This is a genomic window from Dactylosporangium sp. CS-047395 (genome assembly GCF_050942185.1).
Classification (GTDB): Bacteria; Actinomycetota; Actinomycetes; order Mycobacteriales; family Micromonosporaceae; genus Dactylosporangium.
The window spans coordinates 10,764,372-10,784,078 of sequence record NZ_CP192015.1 but is presented as its reverse complement, the minus strand read 5'-3'; the positions used below and the strand labels follow the sequence as shown (position 1 = coordinate 10,784,078).

The 19,707-nt window shown below is 70.5% G+C and carries 21 protein-coding genes; 15 read left to right on the top strand and 6 right to left on the bottom strand.

Going from position 1 to position 19,707, the window contains the following annotated elements; translation table 11 throughout:
* Nucleotides 1-2 precede the first annotated feature (2 nt).
* The 4 genes from ACQP00_RS50325 to ACQP00_RS50310 form a co-directional block, all read right to left on the bottom strand.
* The gene (locus tag ACQP00_RS50325; protein ID WP_433211353.1) at nt 3-989 is read right to left on the bottom strand and encodes an aldo/keto reductase; all 987 of its coding nucleotides are present in this window, start codon (nt 987-989) and stop codon (nt 3-5) included.
* Nucleotides 990-1,163: 174 nt separating this feature from the next.
* Nucleotides 1,164-2,249 carry a septation protein SepH gene (gene sepH / locus ACQP00_RS50320; RefSeq protein WP_433211350.1) on the bottom strand — a complete coding sequence of 362 codons (1,086 nt, stop codon included), beginning with the start codon at nt 2,247-2,249 and terminating at the stop codon, nt 1,164-1,166.
* 106 nt (nt 2,250-2,355) lie between these two features.
* Nucleotides 2,356-3,474 carry a phosphoserine transaminase gene (gene serC / locus ACQP00_RS50315; RefSeq protein ID WP_433211347.1) on the bottom strand — a complete coding sequence of 373 codons (1,119 nt, stop codon included), beginning with the start codon at nt 3,472-3,474 and terminating at the stop codon, nt 2,356-2,358.
* Nucleotides 3,475-3,573: 99 nt separating this feature from the next.
* On the bottom strand, nt 3,574-4,680 hold the full coding sequence (locus ACQP00_RS50310) for a citrate synthase 2 (protein WP_433052879.1): 1,107 nt from the start codon (nt 4,678-4,680) through the stop codon (nt 3,574-3,576).
* A gap of 180 nt (nt 4,681-4,860) precedes the next feature.
* Here ACQP00_RS50310 and pdxH point away from each other — a divergent pair, with 180 nt between their 5' ends.
* The 14 genes from pdxH to ACQP00_RS50240 all read left to right on the top strand — a co-directional run bounded on the left by pdxH (nt 4,861) and on the right by ACQP00_RS50240 (nt 17,998).
* Complete coding sequence (pdxH, locus tag ACQP00_RS50305; RefSeq protein WP_433211344.1) at nt 4,861-5,478, top strand: pyridoxamine 5'-phosphate oxidase; 618 nt, start codon at nt 4,861-4,863, stop codon at nt 5,476-5,478.
* Complete coding sequence (locus ACQP00_RS50300) at nt 5,475-6,740, top strand: MFS transporter (protein ID WP_433211341.1); 1,266 nt, start codon at nt 5,475-5,477, stop codon at nt 6,738-6,740. Before pdxH ends, ACQP00_RS50300 begins: the two co-directional genes overlap by 4 nt.
* Nucleotides 6,741-6,757: 17 nt before the next feature.
* On the top strand, nt 6,758-7,693 hold the full coding sequence (locus ACQP00_RS50295) for an aldose 1-epimerase family protein (protein ID WP_433211338.1): 936 nt from the start codon (nt 6,758-6,760) through the stop codon (nt 7,691-7,693).
* A 130-nt stretch (nt 7,694-7,823) separates the two neighbouring features.
* On the top strand, nt 7,824-8,441 hold the full coding sequence (locus ACQP00_RS50290; protein ID WP_433211335.1) for a nitroreductase family protein: 618 nt from the start codon (nt 7,824-7,826) through the stop codon (nt 8,439-8,441).
* Nucleotides 8,442-8,499: 58 nt separating this feature from the next.
* Nucleotides 8,500-8,790, top strand: a complete 291-nt coding sequence (locus tag ACQP00_RS50285) for a type II toxin-antitoxin system VapB family antitoxin (protein WP_433052867.1) — start codon at nt 8,500-8,502, stop codon at nt 8,788-8,790.
* Nucleotides 8,791-8,807: 17 nt separating this feature from the next.
* Entirely contained in the window at nt 8,808-9,983 is a 1,176-nt protein-coding gene (locus ACQP00_RS50280; protein WP_433211332.1) for an acyl-CoA dehydrogenase family protein, read from the top strand.
* Nucleotides 9,984-10,055: 72 nt separating this feature from the next.
* Entirely contained in the window at nt 10,056-10,841 is a 786-nt protein-coding gene (locus ACQP00_RS50275; RefSeq protein ID WP_433211329.1) for a DUF4230 domain-containing protein, read from the top strand.
* 159 nt (nt 10,842-11,000) lie between these two features.
* Entirely contained in the window at nt 11,001-12,320 is a 1,320-nt protein-coding gene (locus tag ACQP00_RS50270) for an ABC transporter ATP-binding protein (RefSeq protein WP_433224311.1), read from the top strand.
* A gap of 27 nt (nt 12,321-12,347) precedes the next feature.
* Nucleotides 12,348-12,803, top strand: a complete 456-nt coding sequence (locus tag ACQP00_RS50265) for a hypothetical protein (protein ID WP_433211326.1) — start codon at nt 12,348-12,350, stop codon at nt 12,801-12,803.
* Nucleotides 12,804-12,839: 36 nt separating this feature from the next.
* Nucleotides 12,840-13,310 (top strand): DUF4442 domain-containing protein, encoded by a 471-nt coding sequence (locus ACQP00_RS50260; RefSeq protein WP_433211323.1) that lies wholly within the window; start codon nt 12,840-12,842, stop codon nt 13,308-13,310.
* A gap of 105 nt (nt 13,311-13,415) precedes the next feature.
* Nucleotides 13,416-14,891: a glycoside hydrolase family 3 protein gene (locus ACQP00_RS50255; RefSeq protein ID WP_433211320.1), complete on the top strand. Its 1,476-nt coding sequence runs from the start codon at nt 13,416-13,418 to the stop codon at nt 14,889-14,891.
* 323 nt (nt 14,892-15,214) lie between these two features.
* A complete protein-coding gene (locus ACQP00_RS50250; protein WP_433211317.1) occupies nt 15,215-15,388 on the top strand; it encodes a hypothetical protein in 174 nt (57 codons plus the stop codon).
* 349 nt (nt 15,389-15,737) lie between these two features.
* Nucleotides 15,738-16,475 (top strand): LppX_LprAFG lipoprotein, encoded by a 738-nt coding sequence (locus tag ACQP00_RS50245; protein WP_433211314.1) that lies wholly within the window; start codon nt 15,738-15,740, stop codon nt 16,473-16,475.
* Nucleotides 16,476-16,489: 14 nt separating this feature from the next.
* Entirely contained in the window at nt 16,490-17,998 is a 1,509-nt protein-coding gene (locus ACQP00_RS50240; RefSeq protein WP_433224309.1) for an MFS transporter, read from the top strand.
* Here the strand turns inward: ACQP00_RS50240 and ACQP00_RS50235 are convergent.
* Complete coding sequence (locus ACQP00_RS50235) at nt 17,995-18,375, bottom strand: DUF6401 family natural product biosynthesis protein (RefSeq protein WP_433211311.1); 381 nt, start codon at nt 18,373-18,375, stop codon at nt 17,995-17,997. The genes ACQP00_RS50240 and ACQP00_RS50235 overlap by 4 nt on opposite strands.
* Nucleotides 18,376-18,588: 213 nt before the next feature.
* Nucleotides 18,589-18,792: a PspC domain-containing protein gene (locus ACQP00_RS50230; protein ID WP_433211308.1), complete on the bottom strand. Its 204-nt coding sequence runs from the start codon at nt 18,790-18,792 to the stop codon at nt 18,589-18,591.
* Nucleotides 18,793-19,030: 238 nt separating this feature from the next.
* Here ACQP00_RS50230 and ACQP00_RS50225 point away from each other — a divergent pair, with 238 nt between their 5' ends.
* Entirely contained in the window at nt 19,031-19,699 is a 669-nt protein-coding gene (locus ACQP00_RS50225; protein WP_433211305.1) for a CAP domain-containing protein, read from the top strand.
* The last annotated feature ends 8 nt before the right edge of the window (nt 19,700-19,707 follow it).

Sequence of the window (19,707 nt, the reverse complement as noted above, 5' to 3'; positions counted from 1 at the left end):
AACTACCAGGCCCAGGCCTCCGGGCCCGGGCCGCCCTTGCCCACCGGCGGGAACAGCTCGTCCAGGCGGTCCAGCGTCTCCTGGGTCAGGGTCAGCTCCAGCGCGCCCAGTGCACCGTCCAGCTGCTCGTTCGTGCGGGGGCCGATGATCGGGGCCGTCACGCCGTCCTGGGCCAGCAGCCAGGCCAGGGCCAGGTTGGACGGGGCCGCGCCCAGCTCGGCGGCCAGCTTCTCGAACTGCTCGATCGCCGCCCGGTTCTTCTCGAGGTCGTCGGCGGCGCGGCCCTCGCCGCTGCGGCCGGCCTCGCCCGCGGCGATCTTGGCCAGGGCGCCGCTCAGCAGGCCGCCGTGCAGCGGGGACCAGGGGATGACGCCCAGACCGTACTGGCGGGCCGCCGGCAGCACCTCCAGCTCGACGGTGCGCGCCATGAGGTTGTAGATGCACTGCTCGGCGACCAGCCCCAGGAAGTGGCGGGACTTCGCCGACTCCTGCGCGGCCGCGATGTGCCAGCCGGCGAAGTTGGAGGACCCGACGTACAACACCTTGCCCTGGGCGACGAGCACCTCCATCGCCTGCCAGATCTCCTCCCACGGCGTGCTGCGGGAGATGTGATGCATCTGGTACAGGTCGATGTAATCGGTCTGCAGCCGGCGCAGTGACGCGTTGGCCTCGGCGATGATGTGGCGTGCGGAGAGGCCCTGGCCGTTGGGCCACTCCTGCATCTTCCCGTACACCTTGGTGGCCAGCACGATCTTCTCGCGCCGGCCGCCGCCCTGGCCGATCCAGTTGCCGATGATCGTCTCGGTGATGCCCTCGCCGATCTTCCAGCCGTACACGTTGGCCGTGTCGAAGAAGTTGATCCCGTGCTCCAGCGCGCGGTCCATGATCGCGAAGCTGTCGGACGGGGTGGTCTTGGGGCCGAAGTTCATGGTGCCCAGGCAGAGCCGGCTGACGGAGAGACCGGTACGCCCGAGGTTGGTGTACTCCATGCACACCAACCTATCGCGCACGCAACCTCAGCCCGGGCGATCGCGCCACCGAGAAGCGCGCCGCGTGATCACGGCGCCGCACAAAAGGAAGCTAAAACGGCGCCGCGCAAAGAAAGCCGAAACGGCTCCGCACAACAGAAAGCCGAAACGGCGCCGCCTAGAAGCGCGAACCGATCAGGACGTCTCGCGCGCCGCCGGGGCGCCGCCGAAGAGCACGTCGTCCCAGCTCGGCAGGCGCTTGCGCGGCTTCTCGTTGGCCGCCGACGGCTGGTCGACCGGTCCGGCCGCCGAGGTCGTGTTGCGGCGCGGGCGGAGGACGGCCAGCGACGGTACCGCCGGAACTTCCTTGCTCTGATCCGAGTCCTCGTCGAACGGGGAACGGCCGATCAGCGCCGCCGCACCCCGCGCGCGGCTCTCGTGCTTGGCCGGCGGCTGGACGACCGGCGCCGCCTCCTCGCCCGGCTGCGAGCCGAGCGGGCGGTCCAGCGAGGCCAGCAGCGCGTCGCGGCCGGCCCGGATCGGGTCGTTGCCCAGCGTGCGGCCGCCGGGGCGGCGCTCCGGGGTGGTGGGGCGCATGGGCTCGTGGCCGCCGCTGCGCACGGCGTCGGGGCGCAGGCCGAGGTCGCCGCGGCTGGTCTCGCCGCGGCTGGGCATCGAGCGCTCGGGGGCGGGCGGCTCCTGGCCGAGGGCCCCGGCGCCGCGCTCGGTGCACAGGTATTGCGCCATGTCGTCATGCGGCGCGACCAGCTGCCGGGCCTTGTCCAGCTCCCAGACGGCCTGCGCGGTCGCCTTGCCGCTGGGCCAGGTTGCGGTGATCCGCCACGTGCCGTCCTCGCGGCGGTACGCGTCCCAGGAGATCTTCTCGGTGTCGATGCCGTGCTGCCCGAGGCGGGTGTCGACCACCTCGGCCAGGGACGAGCCGCGCTCCGAGGTCTTCAGCCGCGTGCGCCGGGCGTGCTGGGCGAGCATGGCCCGCTCCTGCAAAACCGGGCCGGCGTAGCGCAGGACGCGGTCGACGGGCACGCCGGCGACCCGCGCGACCTCCTCGGCCGATTCGCCGGAGCGGATGCGGGCCTGGATGTCGCGCGGCGCGAGCTGCGAGGAGCCGGTCTCGGGCGTGCTGGTCGGGTGGGCGTGATCAGGCCGCAGGGCACTGTGGACACGGTCGTCGATGGGCAGCGCCAGCAGTCGCCCAACCTCGTCGGCAAGGACGAACGCCTGGCCGTCCTCCGAGAGGGCGACGAATCGCACAGGCCGCATCGCGTGCCTCCGTCCCACCCGCGTTAGGCGCCATCGGCCGGCGCCTTCCGGTCACAGTACGGCAACCCTAGCTGGAACGACGTGCGCCGCGCCGAGGAAAAGCACTTCAGAGCCGTTCGATGACGTAGTCGATGCACACGGTCAGCGCCTCGACGTCGGCCGGGTCGACGCCCGGGAACATCGCGATGCGCAGCTGGTTGCGGCCCAGCTTGCGGTACGGCTCGGTGTCCACGATCCCGTTCGCCCGCAGCGCCTTGGAGATGGCGGTGGCGTCGATCGCATCGACGAAGTCGACCGTGCCGACGACGTTGGAGCGGACCGCCGGGTCGGCGACGAACGGGGTGGCGACGCTGGAGCGCTCGGCCCAGCCGTACAAGAGCGACGCCGACTCCTCGCTGCGCTTGGCCGCGAACGAGAGGCCGCCGCCGGCCAGCATCCAGTCGACCTGCTCGGCCATCATGAAGATGGTGGCCAGGGCCGGCGTGTTGTAGGTCTGCTCGAGCCGCGAGTTGTCGATCGCCGTCTGCAGGTCGAGGAAGTCGGGGATGTAGCGGCCCGACTCCTTGATCTCCGCGGCGCGCGCGATGGCCGCCGGCGACATGAGCGCGATCCACAGGCCGCCGTCCGAGCCGAAGCCTTTCTGCGGCGCGAAGTAATAGACGTCCGTCTGGGCGACGTCGACATCGAGGCCGCCCGCACCCGAGGTTGCGTCAGTCAAGTGCAAAGAGCCCTCGTTTGTACCGTGCAAACGCTGCACCGGCACCGCTACCCCAGTGGAGGTCTCGTTCTGCGGCGAGCAGTACGCGTCGATACCGTCCTCGGCGCGCAGGAACGCGCCGGTGCCCGGATCGGCCTTGATCACCGTCGGCTCGCCCAGGAACGGGGCCTTCTTGGCGGCCGAGGCGAACTTGGCCCCGAACTCGCCGAAGCTCGCGAACTGCGCCCGGTCCTGGATCAGGCCGAAGACCGCGACGTCCCAGAACGCCGTGCTGCCCCCGTTGCCGAGCACCACCTCGTAGCCCTCGGGCAGGCTGAACAGCTCGGCGAGGCCGCGGCGCAGCCGGGCGACCTGGTCGCGGACCGGCTTCTGGCGGTGGCTGGTCCCCATCCACGTGGACGCGACGCCGGCGAGGGCCTGCACGGCCTCGGGCCGCACCTTGCTCGGACCGGAGCCGAAGCGCCCGTCCTTGGGCTTGATCTCGTCCGGAATGCGGATGTCAGCCATGCGGATACTCCCGGGGTGCGGCGGCAGCGGGTACCTCGCGGATCCTGCCACCTACTGTGCCGCACCCCGGAGAAAATTAACCAGCGTCACACCGTGAAGTCAGACCCCGTGCGGGATGCGGTCCCAGCCCTCGACGTCCTGCGGCTTGCGAGGCGCCGGGCCGACGTACTTGGCCGACGGCCGGACCAGCCGGTTGAGCTCCTTCTGCTCCAGGATGTGGGCGCTCCAGCCCGCCACCCGGGCGCAGGTGAACATCGACGTGAACATGTGCGCCGGCACCTCGGCGAAGTCCAGCACGACGGCCGACCAGAACTCGACGTTCGTCGCGAGCACGCGGTCCGGGCGGCGGGCGTGCAGCTCCTCCAGCGCCGCCTTCTCCAGGGCCTCGGCGACCCCGAAGCGCGGCGCGTTGAGCTCCTTGGCGGTGCGGCGCAGCACGCGGGCGCGGGGGTCCTCGGCGCGGTACACCCGGTGCCCGAAGCCCATCAACCGCTCGCCGCGGTCCAGGACGCCCTTCACGTAGCCCTCGGCATCGCCGCTGCGCTCGACCGCCTCGATCATCCCGAGGACGCGCGAGGGGGCGCCGCCGTGCAGCGGGCCGGACAGGGCGCCGATGCCGGAGGAGATGCAGGCGGCCGCGTCGGCGCCGGTGGAGGCGACCACGCGGGCGGTGAAGGTGGAGGCGTTCATGCCGTGCTCGGCGGCGGAGATGAAGTACGCGTCGACCGCCTTGACGTGCCGCGGGTCCGGGTCGCCCCGCCAGCGGCGCATGAACCGCTCGACGATGGTCTCGGCCTTGTCGATCTCCTTCTGCGGCACGGCCGGCAGCCCGAGGCCGCGGGCGGCCTGCGCGACGAACGACAGCGCGGTGACGCTGACCCGGGCCAGGTCCTCGCGGGCCTGCGGGGTCTCGATGTCCAGCAGCTGGCCCAGGCCCCAGTACGGGGCGAGCATGGCGACCGCGGACTGCACGTCGACGCGGATGTCACCGGAGTGCACCGGCACCGGGAACGGCTCGGCGGGCGGCAGGCCCGGGCCGAACTTCCCGTCGACCAGCAGGGCCCAAACGTTGCCGAAGGACACCTGGCCGATGAGATCCTCGATGTCGACGCCGCGGTACCGCAGCGCGCCGCCCTCCTTGTCGGGCTCGGCGATCTGCGATTCGAAGGCGATCACGCCCTCGAGTCCCGGCTTGAAATCGGACATGACGCACTCCTGACGGCAATCGGGGTGTCACTTCCAAGTCATCTTCACCCGAGTCGGCGGTAATTGCCGACTGAACGGAGGCTCAGATGTGTCCTGCATGACACATCTTCACGCAAATTCGATCGTCGGAGGAAGGATGTGAGGGTGAGACCCAGCACATCACCGCAAGATTTATCGCGCATGCGCACCGAGTACTCCGGCGAGTTCAGCGAGGACTCGCTGGCGGACAACTGGCTTGACCAGTTCGCCACCTGGTTCGCCGACGCGCAGGCCGCCGGCCTCCCCGAGCCCAACGCGATGCTGCTGGCCACCGCCTCCGCCGAGGGCCGCCCGTCCGCGCGGACCGTGCTGCTCAAGGGCTACGACCAGCGCGGCTTCACGTTCTTCACCAACTATGACTCGCGCAAGGGCCACGACCTGGCCGGGAACCCGCGGGCCACGCTGGTCTTCCCGTGGTACCACCTCCATCGCCAGGTGATCGTGAGCGGCTCCGTGGCCAAGGTGGACCGCGAGGAGACCGAGGAGTATTTCGCCGTGCGGCCGCGGGGCGCCCAGCTCGGCGCCTGGGCCAGCCCGCAGTCGACCGTCATCGGGGCGCGGGCCGATCTCGACGACCGGCTGGCCGCGGCCGAGGCGCGCTTCGGGGACGGGTCGATCGAGCCGCCGCCGCACTGGGGCGGGTTCCGGGTCGCGCCGGAGGAGGTCGAGTTCTGGCAGGGGCGCGCGAGCCGCCTGCACGACCGGCTGCGGTACGTCATGGCGGACGGTGGGACCAAGATCGAACGGCTCGCACCGTGACGTCGGTCGAGGACGATCAGCAGCAGCAGACCAGCAACCGGGGCTTTTTGCGGCGGCACGCGATCGACATCCGGCCGTTGCGGCACGGGCCGTACCGGCGAATCTTCATCGGTAACGCGGTGTCCTTCTTCGGCGTGCAGTTCACCGCCGTCGCCGTCCCGGTGCAGGTCTACGCCATCACCAAGTCGGCGCTGTGGGTCGGCATCTCCAGCTTCGTCGGCCTGATCCCGCTGATCGTGTTCTCGATCTGGGGCGGGGCGATCGCCGACGCCTACGACCGGCGCAAGGTGCTGCTGATCAGCTCGGTGCTGATGTGGCTGACCACGCTCGGGCTGTTCGCGCAGGCCGTGCTGCACCTGGACAACGCCTGGCTGATGCTCGCCCTGATCGCCGCCCAGTCGGCCGCGTTCGGCATCAACAGCCCCGTCCGCCAGGCGATCATCCCGTCCCTGGTCGGGCCGGAGGAGGTGGCCTCGGCCAACACGCTGGGCTTCACCGTGTCCAACGTGGCCGCGATCGGCGGCCCGGTCGGGGCCGGCATCGCCATCGCCGCGTTCGACTTCTCCGCCGCCTACGCCGTCGACGCGGTGCTGTTCACGGTGGTCCTCTGGGCGGCGCTCCGGCTGCCCGCCCTGCCGCCGACCGGCAAGAAGCAGTCGGCCGGCGTGCGCGACATCGGGGTCGGGCTGCGCTTCCTGGCCGGGCACCGGCTCATCCTGCTCACGTTCGCGATCGACATCGCGGCCATGGTGCTGGCCATGCCCAAGGCCCTGTTCCCGGTCGTCGCCGACGAGCGCTTCGGGGAATCGTCGTTGGCCTGGTTGTACTCCTCGATTGCGATCGGCGCCGTGCTCGCCGGACTCACGTCGGGGTGGATCAACCGGGTGCACCGCCGGGGCATCGCGCTCGTGGGCGCCGTGGTGGGCTGGGGGCTCGCGGTCGCGGCGGCGGGAGCGGTCCCGTGGCTGTGGGCATGTGTAGCTTTCATGGCGCTGGCGGGTGCGGCCGACATGATCAGCGGGGTGTACCGCCAGACGGTGCTCCTCAGCGCACCCGACGCGATGCGCGGCCGGCTGCAGGGCGTCTTCTTCGCCGTGGTGGCCGGAGGTCCACGTCTCGGTGACCTTCGGGCCGGTTCGGTGGCCGACGTGACCAACGCGACGGTCTCCTGGGTCGCCGGCGGAATCGCCGCCGCGGTGGTCGCCGTGCTGCTCGCGGCCGCGTTCCCGGTGCTCCTCCGCTACACCGACACGACTTCGTGACGATATTGTCACCAACCATGGAAACCGTCGCCGCCGCGCAGCTCGATCACGCGCCCTCCGGTACACAGTGGACGATCCGCTCCGGCGGCCAGCAGGCCGTCATCGTCGAGGTGGGCGGGGGCGTCCGCGCCTTCTCCACCGACGGGCGGGACGTCGTCGCCGGCTATGCGGAGCACGAGCACGCCGTCGGCTGTGCGGGACAGGTGCTGGCACCCTGGCCGAACCGCATCCGCGACGGGCAGTACGCGTTCGAGGGCGAGCACATGCAGCTGCCGTTGACCGAGCCCGAGCGGCACAACGCCATCCACGGCCTGGTCAACTGGGCCCGCTGGGCCGCCGTGGACGTGGCCGAGGACCGCGTGACGGTCGAGCACGACCTGGTGCCCCAGCCCGGGTATCGGTGGCCGCTGCGGCTGCGCACCACCTGGTCGGTGAGCGAGGCCGGGCTGCGCGCCGACCACGAGGTCACCAACACCGGCGCCACGGCCGCGCCGTTCGGGCTGGCCACCCACCCGTACGTGCTGGTACCGGGCGTGCCGGTGGACGAGCTGACGCTGCGGGTGCCGGCCCAGAGCCGGGTGCTCGTCGACATGCGGCTGCTGCCGATCGGCGGGGCCAAGGTCGCGGGCACCGAGTACGACTTCCTGGAGGGCCGCCGGCTGGGCGCGACCGTCCTCGACACGGCCTTCGGCGACGTGGACACCAACGCCGACGGCGGCTCGCAGGTCGAGGTGACCGCCCCGGACGGGCGCGGGGTGACGGTCTGGGCCGACGCCGCCTTCTCCTGGTGGCAGGTGTACTCCTCGGACACCCTGCCGGCCGACCGGCTGCGCAAGGCGCTGGCCATCGAGCCGATGACCTGCCCACCGGACGCCTTCCGCTCCGGCCGCGACCTCGTGATCCTCGAGCCCGGGACGACCTGGCGCGGCTCGTGGGGGATCCGCGCAATCTAGGACCCGCCGCGCTTTTGAGGGGGTGTGGGTGGAGCGAAGCTCCCCCACCGCTCTTCAGGACATCGAGCGGTAGACCCCGCCGCCCGAATCACCATCCGCTGCATCCAGAAACACCCCCTACCCTGGCACCGTGGAGCTTTCCGAGGTGATCCGCCGGCGGCGGATGGTGCGCAACTACGACCCCGACCGTCCGGTGCCGGCGGAGGCGGTGGAGCGGTTGCTGGAGTACGCCACCCACGCCCCGTCGGCCGGCTTCTCCCAGGGCTGGGAGTTCCTGCTGCTCGACGACCGCGCGGACGTCGAGCGGTTCTGGACCGCCACCACGCCCGACGAGCAGCCGCCGACGGGCTGGATGGAGGGCATGACCAAGGCGCCCGTCATCGTCGTGCCGCTGAGTCACCGCGACGCGTACCTGGACCGCTACGCCCAGCCCGACAAGGGCTGGACCGACCGGGACGAGGCCCGCTGGCCGGTGCCCTACTGGCACATCGACACCGGGATGGCCAGCCTGCTGGTGCTGCTCGGCGCGGTCGACGAGGGGCTCGCGTCCTGCTTCTTCGGCATCACGCCGGAGCGGATCCCGCAGTTCCGGGCCGAGTTCGGGGTACCCGAGGCCTACACCCCGATCGGGGCCATGACCCTCGGGTACCGCGCCGAGGACAAGAAGTCGCCGTCACTCAAACGGGGGCGGCGCGAATCACCGAGCGTTACGCACCGGGGCAACTGGGGTAACAGAGCCGACTCGTGACGCCGTTCTTGTCGCACCCAGTCGGTACCCTGGCACGGGTCAGGGGGGTGACGCGTTCATGATCTTCAAGGCGGTCCGGGAGGGTCGGCCGTATCCGGAGCATGGGCTGACGCTGAAACAGTGGTCGGAGATCCCACCGCGGCCGGTGCGTCTCGACCAGCTCATCACCACCAAGCGTGAGCTGGCGCTCGACCACCTGCTCGCGGAGGACTCGACGTTCTACGGCGACCTGTTCCCGCACGTCGTGGAATGGAGCGGCGGGCTCTACCTGGAGGACGGGCTGCACCGGGCGCTGCGGGCCGCGCTGCAGCAGCGCACTTCGATCCACGCACGAGTCCTGCAGGCCTAGTGCATATTGTTGGGGGCGTGACGACGACGCCGGAGCGCCCCCTCGACCTGCTCGATCTCGACGGCCTGCACTCCGAGGAGGAGCTGGCCATCCGGGCGCTGGTGCGCCGGGTCGTCGACGACCACGTGCGGCCCAACGTGGCCGACTGGTACGAGCGCGGCGCGGTACCGGTCCGCGAGCTGGCCAAGGAGCTGGCCGGGATCGGGCTGCTCGGCATGCACCTGGAGGGCTACGGCTGCGCCGGGGCGAGCGCCGTGGCCTACGGGCTGGCCTGCCTGGAGCTCGAGGCCGGCGACTCCGGGGTGCGCAGCCTGGTGTCGGTGCAGGGGTCGCTGGCGATGTTCGCGATCTGGAAGTACGGCTCAGAGGAGCAGAAGGCGCAGTGGCTGCCGCAGATGGCGGCCGGCGACGCGATCGGCTGCTTCGGGCTGACCGAGCCCGACCACGGCTCCGACCCGGCCTCGATGGCCACCCGGGCGCGGCGCGACGGGGACGACTGGGTGCTCAGCGGCGGCAAGATGTGGATCACCAATGCGCCGGTCGCGGACGTCGCCGTCGTCTGGGCGAGGAGCGACGACGGGATCTGCGGCTTCGCGGTACCGACGGAAACACCCGGCTTCAGCGCGCGCGAGGTGCACCACAAGCTCTCGCTGCGGGCCTCCTGCACCGGGCAGATCTTCCTCGACGAGGTCCGGCTGCCCGCCTCGGCCCAGTTGCCGCTCGCGCGCGGGCTCAAGGCGCCGCTGTCCTGCCTCACCGAGGCGCGCTACGGGATCGTCTGGGGCGCTCTGGGGGCCGCCCGCGACAGCCTGCACACCGCGCTGGACTACGCCGGCGCCCGCGAGCAGTTCGGCAAGCCGATCGCGGGGTTCCAGCTGACCCAGGCCAAGCTCGCGGATGCGGCGGTGGAGCTGCAGAAGGGGTACCTGCTGGCGCTGCACCTGGGCCGCCTGTCCGACGCCGGCAAGCTGCGCCCCGAGCAGGTCAGCGTGGGCAAGCTCAACAACGTGCGGGAGGCGCTGGCGATCGCCCGGCAGTGCCGCACGATTCTCGGCGCGAACGGGATCAGTGCGGAGTACCCGATCATGCGCCACGCCGCGAACCTGGAGACGGTGCTCACCTACGAGGGCACCTCGGAGATTCATCAGCTGGTCATCGGCCAGCGACTCACCGGGTTGGCTGCTTTCGCCTGAGATCGATTCGCGGGGCTTTACTGATCCCCTTACCGTTGAGGGTAGGTAGATCCTCCTCATCCAGGAGTCAGCATGTCGGACAACAACGAGTCGAAGACCTCCGAGTACCCCGAGGTCACGTCTGGCCCTGGAAAGAACCTGGAGATCGGCGACCGGCTCGACCCGCGGGACACCCGGGGCACCGAGCCGCCGCAGCCGGTGATCGTCAAGCAGGGCGGCGGCGCGATGCGCGGGCTGTTCTGGCTCGTCGCCGCGATCGGCCTGGTCGTCGCGCTGGTGCTCGGGGCCAAGACGATCGGGCTGTTCCCCGGCCTGAAGAACCCGTTCGCCCAGGAACAGACCGACCGCTCCGGCCCGGCGCTGCTCAAGTCCGTGCAGGACCTGAACCAGTTCGTCGCGGCCGAGGGCAACTTCCAGGTCATCGTCGATGTGCAGAAGGACCGCAAGTACATCCCGGACTTCCTGCTCAACGAGCGCATCCTGTTCGTGGCGGCCGGCTCCGTCGAGGTGTACGTCGACTTCTCCAGCATCGGCCAGGGCGCGGTCAAGGAGTCCGAGGACCGGCGTACCGCCGAGATCAACCTCCCGGCGCCCGCGCTGCGGCCGGTCCGGATCGACAACGACCACAGCTACGTCTACTCGGAGGAGCGCGGGGTCTTCAACCGCATCGGCGACGCTTTCAGTTCGGACCCGAACCGTCTCCAGGAGGTCTACAAGCTCGCCGAGGGCAAGATCGGTGACGCCGCCAAGGATGCCGGCCTGCAGAAACGTGCTGAGGACAACACGCGCAAGATGCTCCAGCAGTTCCTGGGGGCATTGGGCTACACATCGGTGACGGTGAACTTCCCGGCGGGCTGATCCGCAGGGCCACCAGGAAAACTCCGCCTCAGTAGTTGTGCGGTGACGGGCCGAACACTGGTCGTTCACCCGATGGACCAAGTTGCGTGCGCCTCATCACAGTATTTGACTCGGGGTAACTGGCCGAACCGCGAATGCTGACCTGGGGTGGAGGTGACGGTGGCTACCGTCGCACTCAAAGATGTGATGAAGGTCTTCGCCGACGGCACGGTTGCCGTCGACCGAGTGAACCTCGATGTGGGACAGGGCGAGTTCATGGTGCTCCTCGGTCCCAGTGGCTGCGGGAAGTCGACGCTGCTGCGCATGGTGGCCGGGCTGGAGGACCCCACCTCCGGCGCGATCATCATGGATGGTGAACTGGCCAACGACCTGCCGCCGCGGGAGCGGGGGGTCGCGATGGTCTTCCAGGACTTCGCGCTCTATCCACATATGACCGTCGGGGAGAACATCGGCTTCCCGCTTCGGCTGTCCGGCATCGAGCCGGAGCCGCGGGCGGAGCAGGTCGCCGAGGTCGCCAGCGCGCTGGGCATAGGGGACGTGCTCGCCCGCAAGCCCGGGCAGCTCTCCGGTGGCCAGCGCCAGCGCGTGGCGATGGGGCGGGCCATAGTACGGCGGCCGAAGCTCTTCCTCATGGACGAGCCGCTGTCCAACCTGGACAGTGGGCTGCGGGCCGAGCTGCGGGCCGAGATCTCCGGCCTGGTGCGGGAGCTCGGCGTCACCACGATCTACGTCACCCACGACCAGGCCGAGGCGCTGACCATGGCCGACCGGGTGGCGATCCTGCGCAAGGGCGTCCTGCAGGACGTGGGCACCCCGACGCAGGTGTACGGGCGGCCGGCGACCCTCTACGTCGCCGCGTTCCTCGGCAGCCCGCGGATGAACCTGCTCGAGGCCGAGGTGTACGTGCACCTCGACCGGCACATCGCGCTGCACATGGGCGACCAGGTGCTGCACCTGCCCTGGAACGACCTGCGCTCGCGGCAGGTGGCCCACTTCCACGGGGAGCGAATCGTCATCGGGGTGCGGGCGGAGGCGTTGACCCCGGTCCCCGATTCGACCACGGGCGACGTTTTGCGAGGCCGGATTCGGTACCTCGAGCACCACGGTCACGAGTCGCTCGCCTTCCTGGACATCGGGGCGACGGCGGTCATCGTCGACGAGATCGGCAAGCCCCCGACGGACGTGCCGATCAACGGCGGGGGGCTCCGCAAGTTCGTCAGCAAGCTCACCGGCCGGGGCGGCGAGGACGAGCTCGTCGGGGCCGGCGTCAACGGGCGGGCCCCTCAGCGCCGCCCGCAGAACCGCGAGAGCGTGCTGAGCGACCCGGGCCGCCACCACCGCCGGCCGGCGGAACTGGCGGTGCGCCTGGCGCCGTACCCGAACGTGACGCACGGTCATCCCTTGACCGTCGCTGTGCGCATGGAAGCACTGCACTTTTTCGACGAAAGAGGGCAACGCATCGACGTGGGGTGGCGCTGAGTGACATGCATCACTTAGCCTGCGCCGATGGCAGCCTATGGCGAATCCAGTTCTGGACTGCTCGTCATCGAGCGGATCCTGCGCGACCGCGAGGGGATCTGGCGGCAGATCGGTGAGGAGCGCGAGCTCGGCAAGCTGACGAGGCAGATGCTGTACAGCTCCGTGGTGGCCCTGGCCTGCTACGGAGCTGTACTCGGCGCCTCTCACAGCGTCGCGATGGCGGCGCTCTCGGCGGTGAAGCTGCCGCTGCTGTTCCTCATGACGCTGTCGCCGCGCCAGCCCGAGCTGCCGCCGGGCGAGCGACCGGCCAGCATGACCCTGCTCAACGTGTGGATCCTGCTGTTCGGCTTCGTGGGCACGCAGCTGGCCTGGACGCTGCGGCCGTTCTTCGGCTCGCCGGACGAGCCGTTCCAGATCTTCCGCCAGATCGAGGGCAACTTCTACGTCGAGATCGTCCGGGCGATCGGTCGGCTGTTCTCCTGAGTCCGCTCGTTGCTACCCGCCGGTAACATCCCCGGCATGACTGACGACATGAAGGCGGTCGCGGAGAACCTCATCGCGGCCGTACCGTTCGCGCGCACCCTCGGCATCGAGATCACCGACATCGCCGCCGAGGGCGACGCCGTCCGGGCCGTGGCGACCCTGCCCGACGAGGACCGCCTGCACAACCACGTGGCCGGCCCGCACGCCGGTGCCCTGTTCACGCTGGGCGAGACCGCCTCGGGCGCGGTCGGGATGGCCGCCTTCGGGCCGTACATGCACCTGGGCACCCCGTTGGCGGTCCGCTCGGACATCTCGTACCTCAAGCTGGCCCGCGGCCCGGTGACGGCCACGGCGACGCTGGGCCGCCCCGTGCGCGAGGTCATGGAGGAGCTCACGGGCGGCGCGCGGCCCGAGTTCCCGGTGCACGTGGAGATCACCCGCGCGGACGGCGCCGTCACAACCGCGATGACCGTGGTCTGGACCATCCGCCCGAACGGCTCATCCTGATTGCGTCTTGAACTGCGAAGACGCTGTTAACTACTGGAAGGTTTCTTGACTATTACCGAGTCGTGATGTGACCATTTTCGCCAAGCGAAGGGGTGGGTCACACGCATGGACGCAAGCACGGGGGTCGAACTCGAGAGCATGGCGAACGCCGTGCTCCAGCCGGGATTCGTGGGCAAGGAGCCCCCACCCTGGCTACGCCGCCGCCTCGCCGAAGGGCTGGGCGGCGTCGCCTTGTTCGCCCGCAACGTGGTCGACCGCGATCAGGTGGCCGAACTGACCGCCGCCCTGCGCGCCGAGAAGCCGGACATCATCGTCGCCATCGACGAGGAGGCCGGCGACGTCACCCGCATCGACGCCCACACCGGCAGCCCCTGGCCCGGCAACCTGGCCCTGGGCGCGATCGACGACCCGGCCCTGACCCGCGAGGTGGCGTGCCACATCGGCCGCGACCTGGCCGCCGCCGGCATCACGTTCGACTACGCCCCGGACGCCGACGTCAACAACGACCCGAACAACCCGGTCATCGGCTCCCGAGCCTTCGGCGCCGAACCCGACCGCGTGGCCCGCCACACCGCCGCCTGGATCACCGGCCTGCAGGAGTCCGGCGTGGCCGCGTGCGCCAAGCACTTCCCCGGCCACGGCAACACCAACGTCGACTCCCACCTGGACGTCCCCCTGATCAAGGCCGGCCGAGCCGAACTGGACGCCCTGGAGCTGATCCCGTTCCGAGCCGCGATAGCCGCCGGCGTACAGGCGGTGATGAGCGCCCACCTGCGCGTACCGTCGCTGGACCCGGAGATGCCGGCCACCCTGAGCCGCACCATCATGACCGACCTGCTCCGGGGAGAATTGGGCTTCGACGGCCTGATCGTGACCGACGGCATCGAGATGCGCGCCATCTCCGACCGCTACGGTCTGACCAACGCCACGGTCCTGGCCCTGGCCGCGGGAGCGGACGCGATCTGCGTAGGCGGCGAACACGCCGACGAGGAAACCGCCACCGTGCTCCGCGACGCCATCGTGGCCGCCGTCCGCGCGGGAGAGCTGCCGGAGGAGCGCCTGGCCGACGCCGCGGAGCGGGTGCGCAGACTGGCCGCCTGGTCGCAGGCGGCACCCAAACTCTCGCCGGACCCGCGCGCCGCTGCTCTCGGTCTGTCAGCCGCCCGGCGGGCCCTGCGGATCTTGGCCCCGGACGCCCTGTTCCCGCTGACCTCGGCCCCGTACGTGATCGAGTTCCAGCCCGAACTGAACCTGGCGATCGCCCCGGAAACCCCCTGGGGCCTGCTGGCGCCGCTGGCGGAGCTGATCCCGGCAACGGGCGTACGCCTGTCCTCGGCGGCCGGCTTGCCCGACGCGCTGGACGCCTCCCGGAACCGCCCGCTGGTCCTGGTCGTGCGCGATCCGCACAGGTACGCCTGGATGACGGACGCCCTGAAGGCCGCCCTGTCCGTCCGCCCAGACGCCATCGTGGTGGAAATGGGCGTCCCGGCGGCCCCTCTGGGCGACGTCCACATCGCCACCTTCGGCGCAACAGCCGCCGCGGGCCGCGCCGTCTCCGAACTCCTCGCGGGCCGCTCCTGACCTGATCGCCAGCCTCGCCGGCGCGGCTTGCTCAGGTCTCGTCCGCGCCGTCTAGGCCTTCGCGCTGGTCCACGATTTTTGTCGTACCCCGCCGGTAGAGTCAGCCCCAGAACGAACCGATCGACGCGAAGGATGAACCCGGCCCATCCTTCCCCGATCAGTTCGTGACCGACAGGCAGTTCCCGACTCCGACCAACGACCGTGTCGTCGCCCCGAACGGTCCGCTGGGGCGCGTGGCCGACCGTAACGGCAGCGGGCGCCCGCGACTCGCCCGTTGCGGCTGTTGGCGACGGGCGTCGGCGCCGCATCGAGCCATTGCGGCCGTGGTCGTCGCTGTGGTCGTCGCCGTCGTCGTGGCCGCTGTGGTCGCCGGGTCGCCGGGTCGCCGTAGCCGTGGTCGCCGCCGACGGATCGAGCCGCCGACGCCGCAGCAGCCGCCGTCCGTCGTCGCCGCCGTCGCCGCGCCGCCGTCCGTCGTGTCGCCGCCGCCGCCGTGACCCGTCGGATTGCGACGCCGTGGGAGCGGGCGTCTGCCGTGGTCGCCGCCAGTCGGGTCGGCGGTTGTGTGAGCGGCGCTGAAACGGTGCGGTCGCCGGTCGCCGCATCGGCATCAGCATCGGTCGCGCGGGGGTCAGATCGTCGTGGTCGGATAAGGAAACTGCCGGTCACGAACCGGTCGGGCGTCGGGACGGGGCCGGGTCCGTCCGTTTGTTCGAGCGGTTCGTTCGTAGCGCTGACCCTACCCGCCGGGTACGACAAAACCCGGCGCGTGAAGAAGGGGGAAGGCTGAGACAACGCTCAGTGTCCGGAAGGCGCGGAGTTTCCCTGCGGGGCTAGCATGCCCGTATGTCCCGCACCCAGTATCGCCCCGGGCGGCTTGTTGCCGGTATCGCTGCGCTTGCGGCGGTTGTTGTTGCGCTTGCCGGGTGTACCGGCGGCGACAAGGACAACAAGAGCTCCGCCCCCGCTGCTGATCAGAATCTGCCGGCGGCCGAGGGGCTGCTCAAGGACTCGTCCGCGGCCATGGGGTCGATCAAGACGGCGAAGTTCTTGATCACGGCTGATGGGACCATCGCCGGGCTGGCGCTCAAGCGGGCTGACGGGGTGCTCACCAAGGAGGGGAACGCCCAGGGTACGGCGCAGATTGAGCAGCTTGGGACCACTACCGATCTCAGCTTCACCATCGTCGGGAAGACGATGTGGCTCAAGGGGGCTACCGGGGACTACCAGCAGCTGCCGCTCGCGCTCGCGGCCACTGTCTACGATCCGTCGGCCATTCTTGATCCGGAGCGGGGGATTGCCAAGGTTCTCAGTACCGCTACCGAGGGGAAGACCGAGGCGGCCGAGAGCGTTGACGGGCAGGCGACGTACCGGGTCAGTGCGAAGTTCGTGGCCGATGATCTTTCGAAGATCGTTCCGGGGGTCACCGGCACGGTGCCGGGGAAGCTTTGGATTGCCAAGGACAGCAAGCGGCTGCTCAAGGCGGCCTTTGCGCTGCCCGCGTCGGGGGAGTCCAAGGGCGGGACGGTGACCGTGACGTTCACCGAGTTTGACGCCGCAGTCAGCATCGCGCCGCCGAAGTAATCGTTGTGGCGGTGATGGAACGTTCCGCCGGGACCGCGCGGCGGCGGCTCGCTATCGGGGTCGGCGGGGCGACCGTGCTGCTGGCGGCGTTGGACGCTTATGTCGTCGTCGGCGTGCTCACCGACATTCTCGACGCGTTGCACATTGCGACCAATCGGCTCGAGCGGGTCACGCCCGTTGTCACGGGGTTTCTGCTCGGGTACATCGCGGGGATGCCGCTGCTCGGGTCGCTCTCGGATCGGTTCGGGCGGCGGGCGGTACTGATCGGGTGCCTCGTCGGATTCGCGGCCGGGTCCGCCGTCACCGCCGCCTCCGGGGAGTCGATCTGGCTGCTGGCCTCCGGGCGGGCGCTGCAGGGGCTGGCCGGTGGGGCGCTGCTGCCGGTGACGCTGGCGCTGGCCGGGGACCTCTGGGCTGAGCAGCGGCGGGCCGGGGTGCTCGGGGTGGTCGGGGCGGCGCAGGAACTCGGGAGCGTACTCGGGCCGCTGTACGGGGTCGGCATCGCCGCGGCGCTCGGGTCGTGGCGGGGGATCTTCTGGCTCAACCTCCCGCTGGCGGCCGTGGCGATCGTGCTTGTTTGGGTGGCGCTGCCGGGGCAGGCACAGGACGTACCAAAGCGGAAAACGGACCTCGTGGGAGGGTTGCTGCTGGCGGTGTCGCTCGGGGCGGCCGTGGTGGCGCTCTACAACCCCGATCCCGAGCGTGCGGTGCTGCCGCCGTGGGGTGGGTGGGCGTTGGCCGGCGCTGGAGTCGCGGCCGTGCTGTTCGTCGTCTGGGAGCTGCGGGCCCGGACCCGGCTGGTGGACCTGCGCGGGGCGGTGCCGCGGCCGTTCTTCGCGGCGCTCGGGGCGAGTTTCTGCGCGGGCGCGGCGCTCATGGTGACGCTCGTCGATGTTGAGCTGGTGGCGCAGACGCTGCTCGGGCGCGGTGGGGTGCAGGGAACGCTGGTGCTGACCCGGTTCCTGGTCGCGCTGCCGGTTGGCGCGGTGCTTGGCGGGTGGCTGGTGGCGCGCCTCGGCGAAAGGGTCGTGGCCGTCGCCGGTCTGTTCATTGCCGCCCTTGGGTACGTCCTGATCGCCGACTGGCCCGCCGACGTCCTCGCGCGGCAGCACCTCGGGTTCCTCCCGCGGCTCGACACCGACCTCGCGGTCGCGGGGTTCGGGCTCGGGCTCGTGATCGGGCCGCTCTCCGCCGCCGTGCTGCGTGCCACTCCGCCCGCCCAGCACGGGGTCGCCTCGTCGGCGGTGGTCGTGGCGCGCATGATGGGCATGCTCATCGGGGTCGCGGCGCTGACCGCCTGGGGTCTGCACCGCTTCCACGAGCTCACCGCGCACCTGAACATTCCGCTCGTGTTCGGCAAGCCGCCGGACGAACAGCGGCGGATGCTCGACGCGTACAAGGCGGCGGTGCAGGCGGCGCTGCGCACGGAGTACCGCGAAATCTTCCTCGCCACCGCCGTGATCTGCGTCCTCGGAGCGGCGTGCGCGCTGCTGCTGTCCGGTAGGACCGCGAAGCAGGCCTAGACGAAGCCGCCCGCGCGGGCCAGGGAGCAGATCGCGATCAGGCGCAGGGCCGGCCACTCCAGGCTCGACCAGTCCAGGTCGGTCGTGGGCGGCAGCTGCCACTCGGCCTCGATCAGCGCGTCGCGCACGCCGGTCGCATAGCCCGCCAGGGGTACCGCGCCCGGGCCGCTCTCGGGATCGCCCAGCGCATCGCGCACCGAGGCCGCGTGCTGGTCGATCGCCGCCTGCAGGCCCGCGGACTCGCGCGCCGCGGCCAGGCCGGGCTCGCCGAGCCAGGTCATCAGGCCGTTGAGCGTGGAGCGCGCGATGCTGCGGCGGGTGGCCTCGGAGTAGTCGCCGTAGGTGCCGGCCGCGCTGGTGCTCGTGTCGTTGGACATGCCACCGACTTCGGCTCGGGTCCGCGGCGCATAAACGGACGAACCCTGCCGCACCCGGCGCTAACCGGTCCGCTCCGGGGAAAGCGGACGCAAAAGGCGAATACCCTGTCGGGCGATAAGTCCGATATGTCGCGGCGCGCCAGCGCCCGACATATCGTCCCCCCCCAAGAGGAGAAGGTGGCCCGGGCCGCACTCCCGGGCCACCAAGCTGGATCAGCGGTAGCTCCGCGCCGCCTTCGCCTCGTCCGGCATGAGCACCCACAGGACCAGGTAGATCACGAACTGCGGGCCGGGCAGCAGGCACGAGATGACGAAGATCAGCCGCATGATGTTCGGCGACATGCCGAAGCGGCGGGCGAGGCCCGAGCAGACGCCGGCGATCCAGCGGTTGTCACGGGGCCTGACGAGACTGGACATGGCGTTGGCTCCTTCTTCGATGTGTACCTCAACCGTAGAAATGCCCGGCCACGCTTCCCTCCAACCTTTGGCCGAATTCCGGGTGCCCGCCCACTAGGGAGGAAGCACCCAGCGCGGCTCGGTGGTAGCCGGTCGGTTGCCGGGGGTTGCTTGAAGGTTCGGCAGCTCAGGCGGGCTGTGACGGTCCCGATACCCATTGCGTCAGACATCACTGTCCCCGCAACGGAAGGCCTGAACAGTGACCCGATTCGCCCGCCGCGCCACCACGATCGCCGCCGCGCTCATCGCGGCTCCCCTCGGTTTCGCGCTCGTCACGACCACCGGTGCCCAGGCCTTCGCGGCCGCCGCGCCCGCCAAGGCCGCTGTCGCGCACGTCGCCGAGGCCGTGGGCGCCAACGCCGCGGACGACGTGGCCGCCAAGACGTCCACCAAGAAGAAGAAAAAGAAGAAGACGGTCGCCAAGAAGACCCCGGCCACGCCGGTCACCAAGGCGCCGGTCACCAAGGCGCCGACCACGACGCCGTCGGACCTGGAGACCCAGGTCGTGACCCTCACCAACAACTACCGCACGGCCAACGGCTGTGGCGCGCTGCGCATCGACACCCGCCTGGTCGCCGCCGCCCGGGCGCACAGCACCGACATGGTGACGAAGAACTTCTTCGACCACACCGGCTCCAACGGCAGCAACTTCGTGCAGCGTGAGGTGGCCGCCGGCTACACCACCGGCGCGTCGGCCGAGAACATCGCGTGGGGCTACCGCAGCGCGCAGGACGTCGTCACCGGCTGGATCAACAGCCCGGGGCACCGCGCCAACATCATGAACTGCTCGTCCGTCGCGGTGGGCGTCGGTGTGGCGTACAAGGCCGACGGCACGCCCTACTGGACGCAGGACTTCGGCCGCGTCTAAGAAGAACG

What these genes read in the sequence shown, in the direction of transcription:
- ACQP00_RS50325 (WP_433211353.1), bottom strand. Translation starts at nt 989, where the DNA reads ATGGAGTACACCAACCTCGGGCGTACCGGTCTCTCCGTCAGCCGGCTC.
- sepH (WP_433211350.1), bottom strand. Translation starts at nt 2,249, where the DNA reads ATGCGGCCTGTGCGATTCGTCGCCCTCTCGGAGGACGGCCAGGCGTTC.
- serC (WP_433211347.1), bottom strand. Translation starts at nt 3,474, where the DNA reads ATGGCTGACATCCGCATTCCGGACGAGATCAAGCCCAAGGACGGGCGC.
- ACQP00_RS50310 (WP_433052879.1), bottom strand. Translation starts at nt 4,680, where the DNA reads ATGTCCGATTTCAAGCCGGGACTCGAGGGCGTGATCGCCTTCGAATCG.
- pdxH (WP_433211344.1), top strand. Translation starts at nt 4,861, where the DNA reads ATGCGCACCGAGTACTCCGGCGAGTTCAGCGAGGACTCGCTGGCGGAC.
- ACQP00_RS50295 (WP_433211338.1), top strand. Translation starts at nt 6,758, where the DNA reads ATGGAAACCGTCGCCGCCGCGCAGCTCGATCACGCGCCCTCCGGTACA.
- ACQP00_RS50285 (WP_433052867.1), top strand. Translation starts at nt 8,500, where the DNA reads ATGATCTTCAAGGCGGTCCGGGAGGGTCGGCCGTATCCGGAGCATGGG.
- ACQP00_RS50275 (WP_433211329.1), top strand. Translation starts at nt 10,056, where the DNA reads ATGTCGGACAACAACGAGTCGAAGACCTCCGAGTACCCCGAGGTCACG.
- ACQP00_RS50265 (WP_433211326.1), top strand. Translation starts at nt 12,348, where the DNA reads ATGGCAGCCTATGGCGAATCCAGTTCTGGACTGCTCGTCATCGAGCGG.
- ACQP00_RS50260 (WP_433211323.1), top strand. Translation starts at nt 12,840, where the DNA reads ATGACTGACGACATGAAGGCGGTCGCGGAGAACCTCATCGCGGCCGTA.
- ACQP00_RS50255 (WP_433211320.1), top strand. Translation starts at nt 13,416, where the DNA reads ATGGACGCAAGCACGGGGGTCGAACTCGAGAGCATGGCGAACGCCGTG.
- ACQP00_RS50245 (WP_433211314.1), top strand. Translation starts at nt 15,738, where the DNA reads ATGTCCCGCACCCAGTATCGCCCCGGGCGGCTTGTTGCCGGTATCGCT.
- ACQP00_RS50240 (WP_433224309.1), top strand. Translation starts at nt 16,490, where the DNA reads ATGGAACGTTCCGCCGGGACCGCGCGGCGGCGGCTCGCTATCGGGGTC.
- ACQP00_RS50235 (WP_433211311.1), bottom strand. Translation starts at nt 18,375, where the DNA reads ATGTCCAACGACACGAGCACCAGCGCGGCCGGCACCTACGGCGACTAC.
- ACQP00_RS50230 (WP_433211308.1), bottom strand. Translation starts at nt 18,792, where the DNA reads ATGTCCAGTCTCGTCAGGCCCCGTGACAACCGCTGGATCGCCGGCGTC.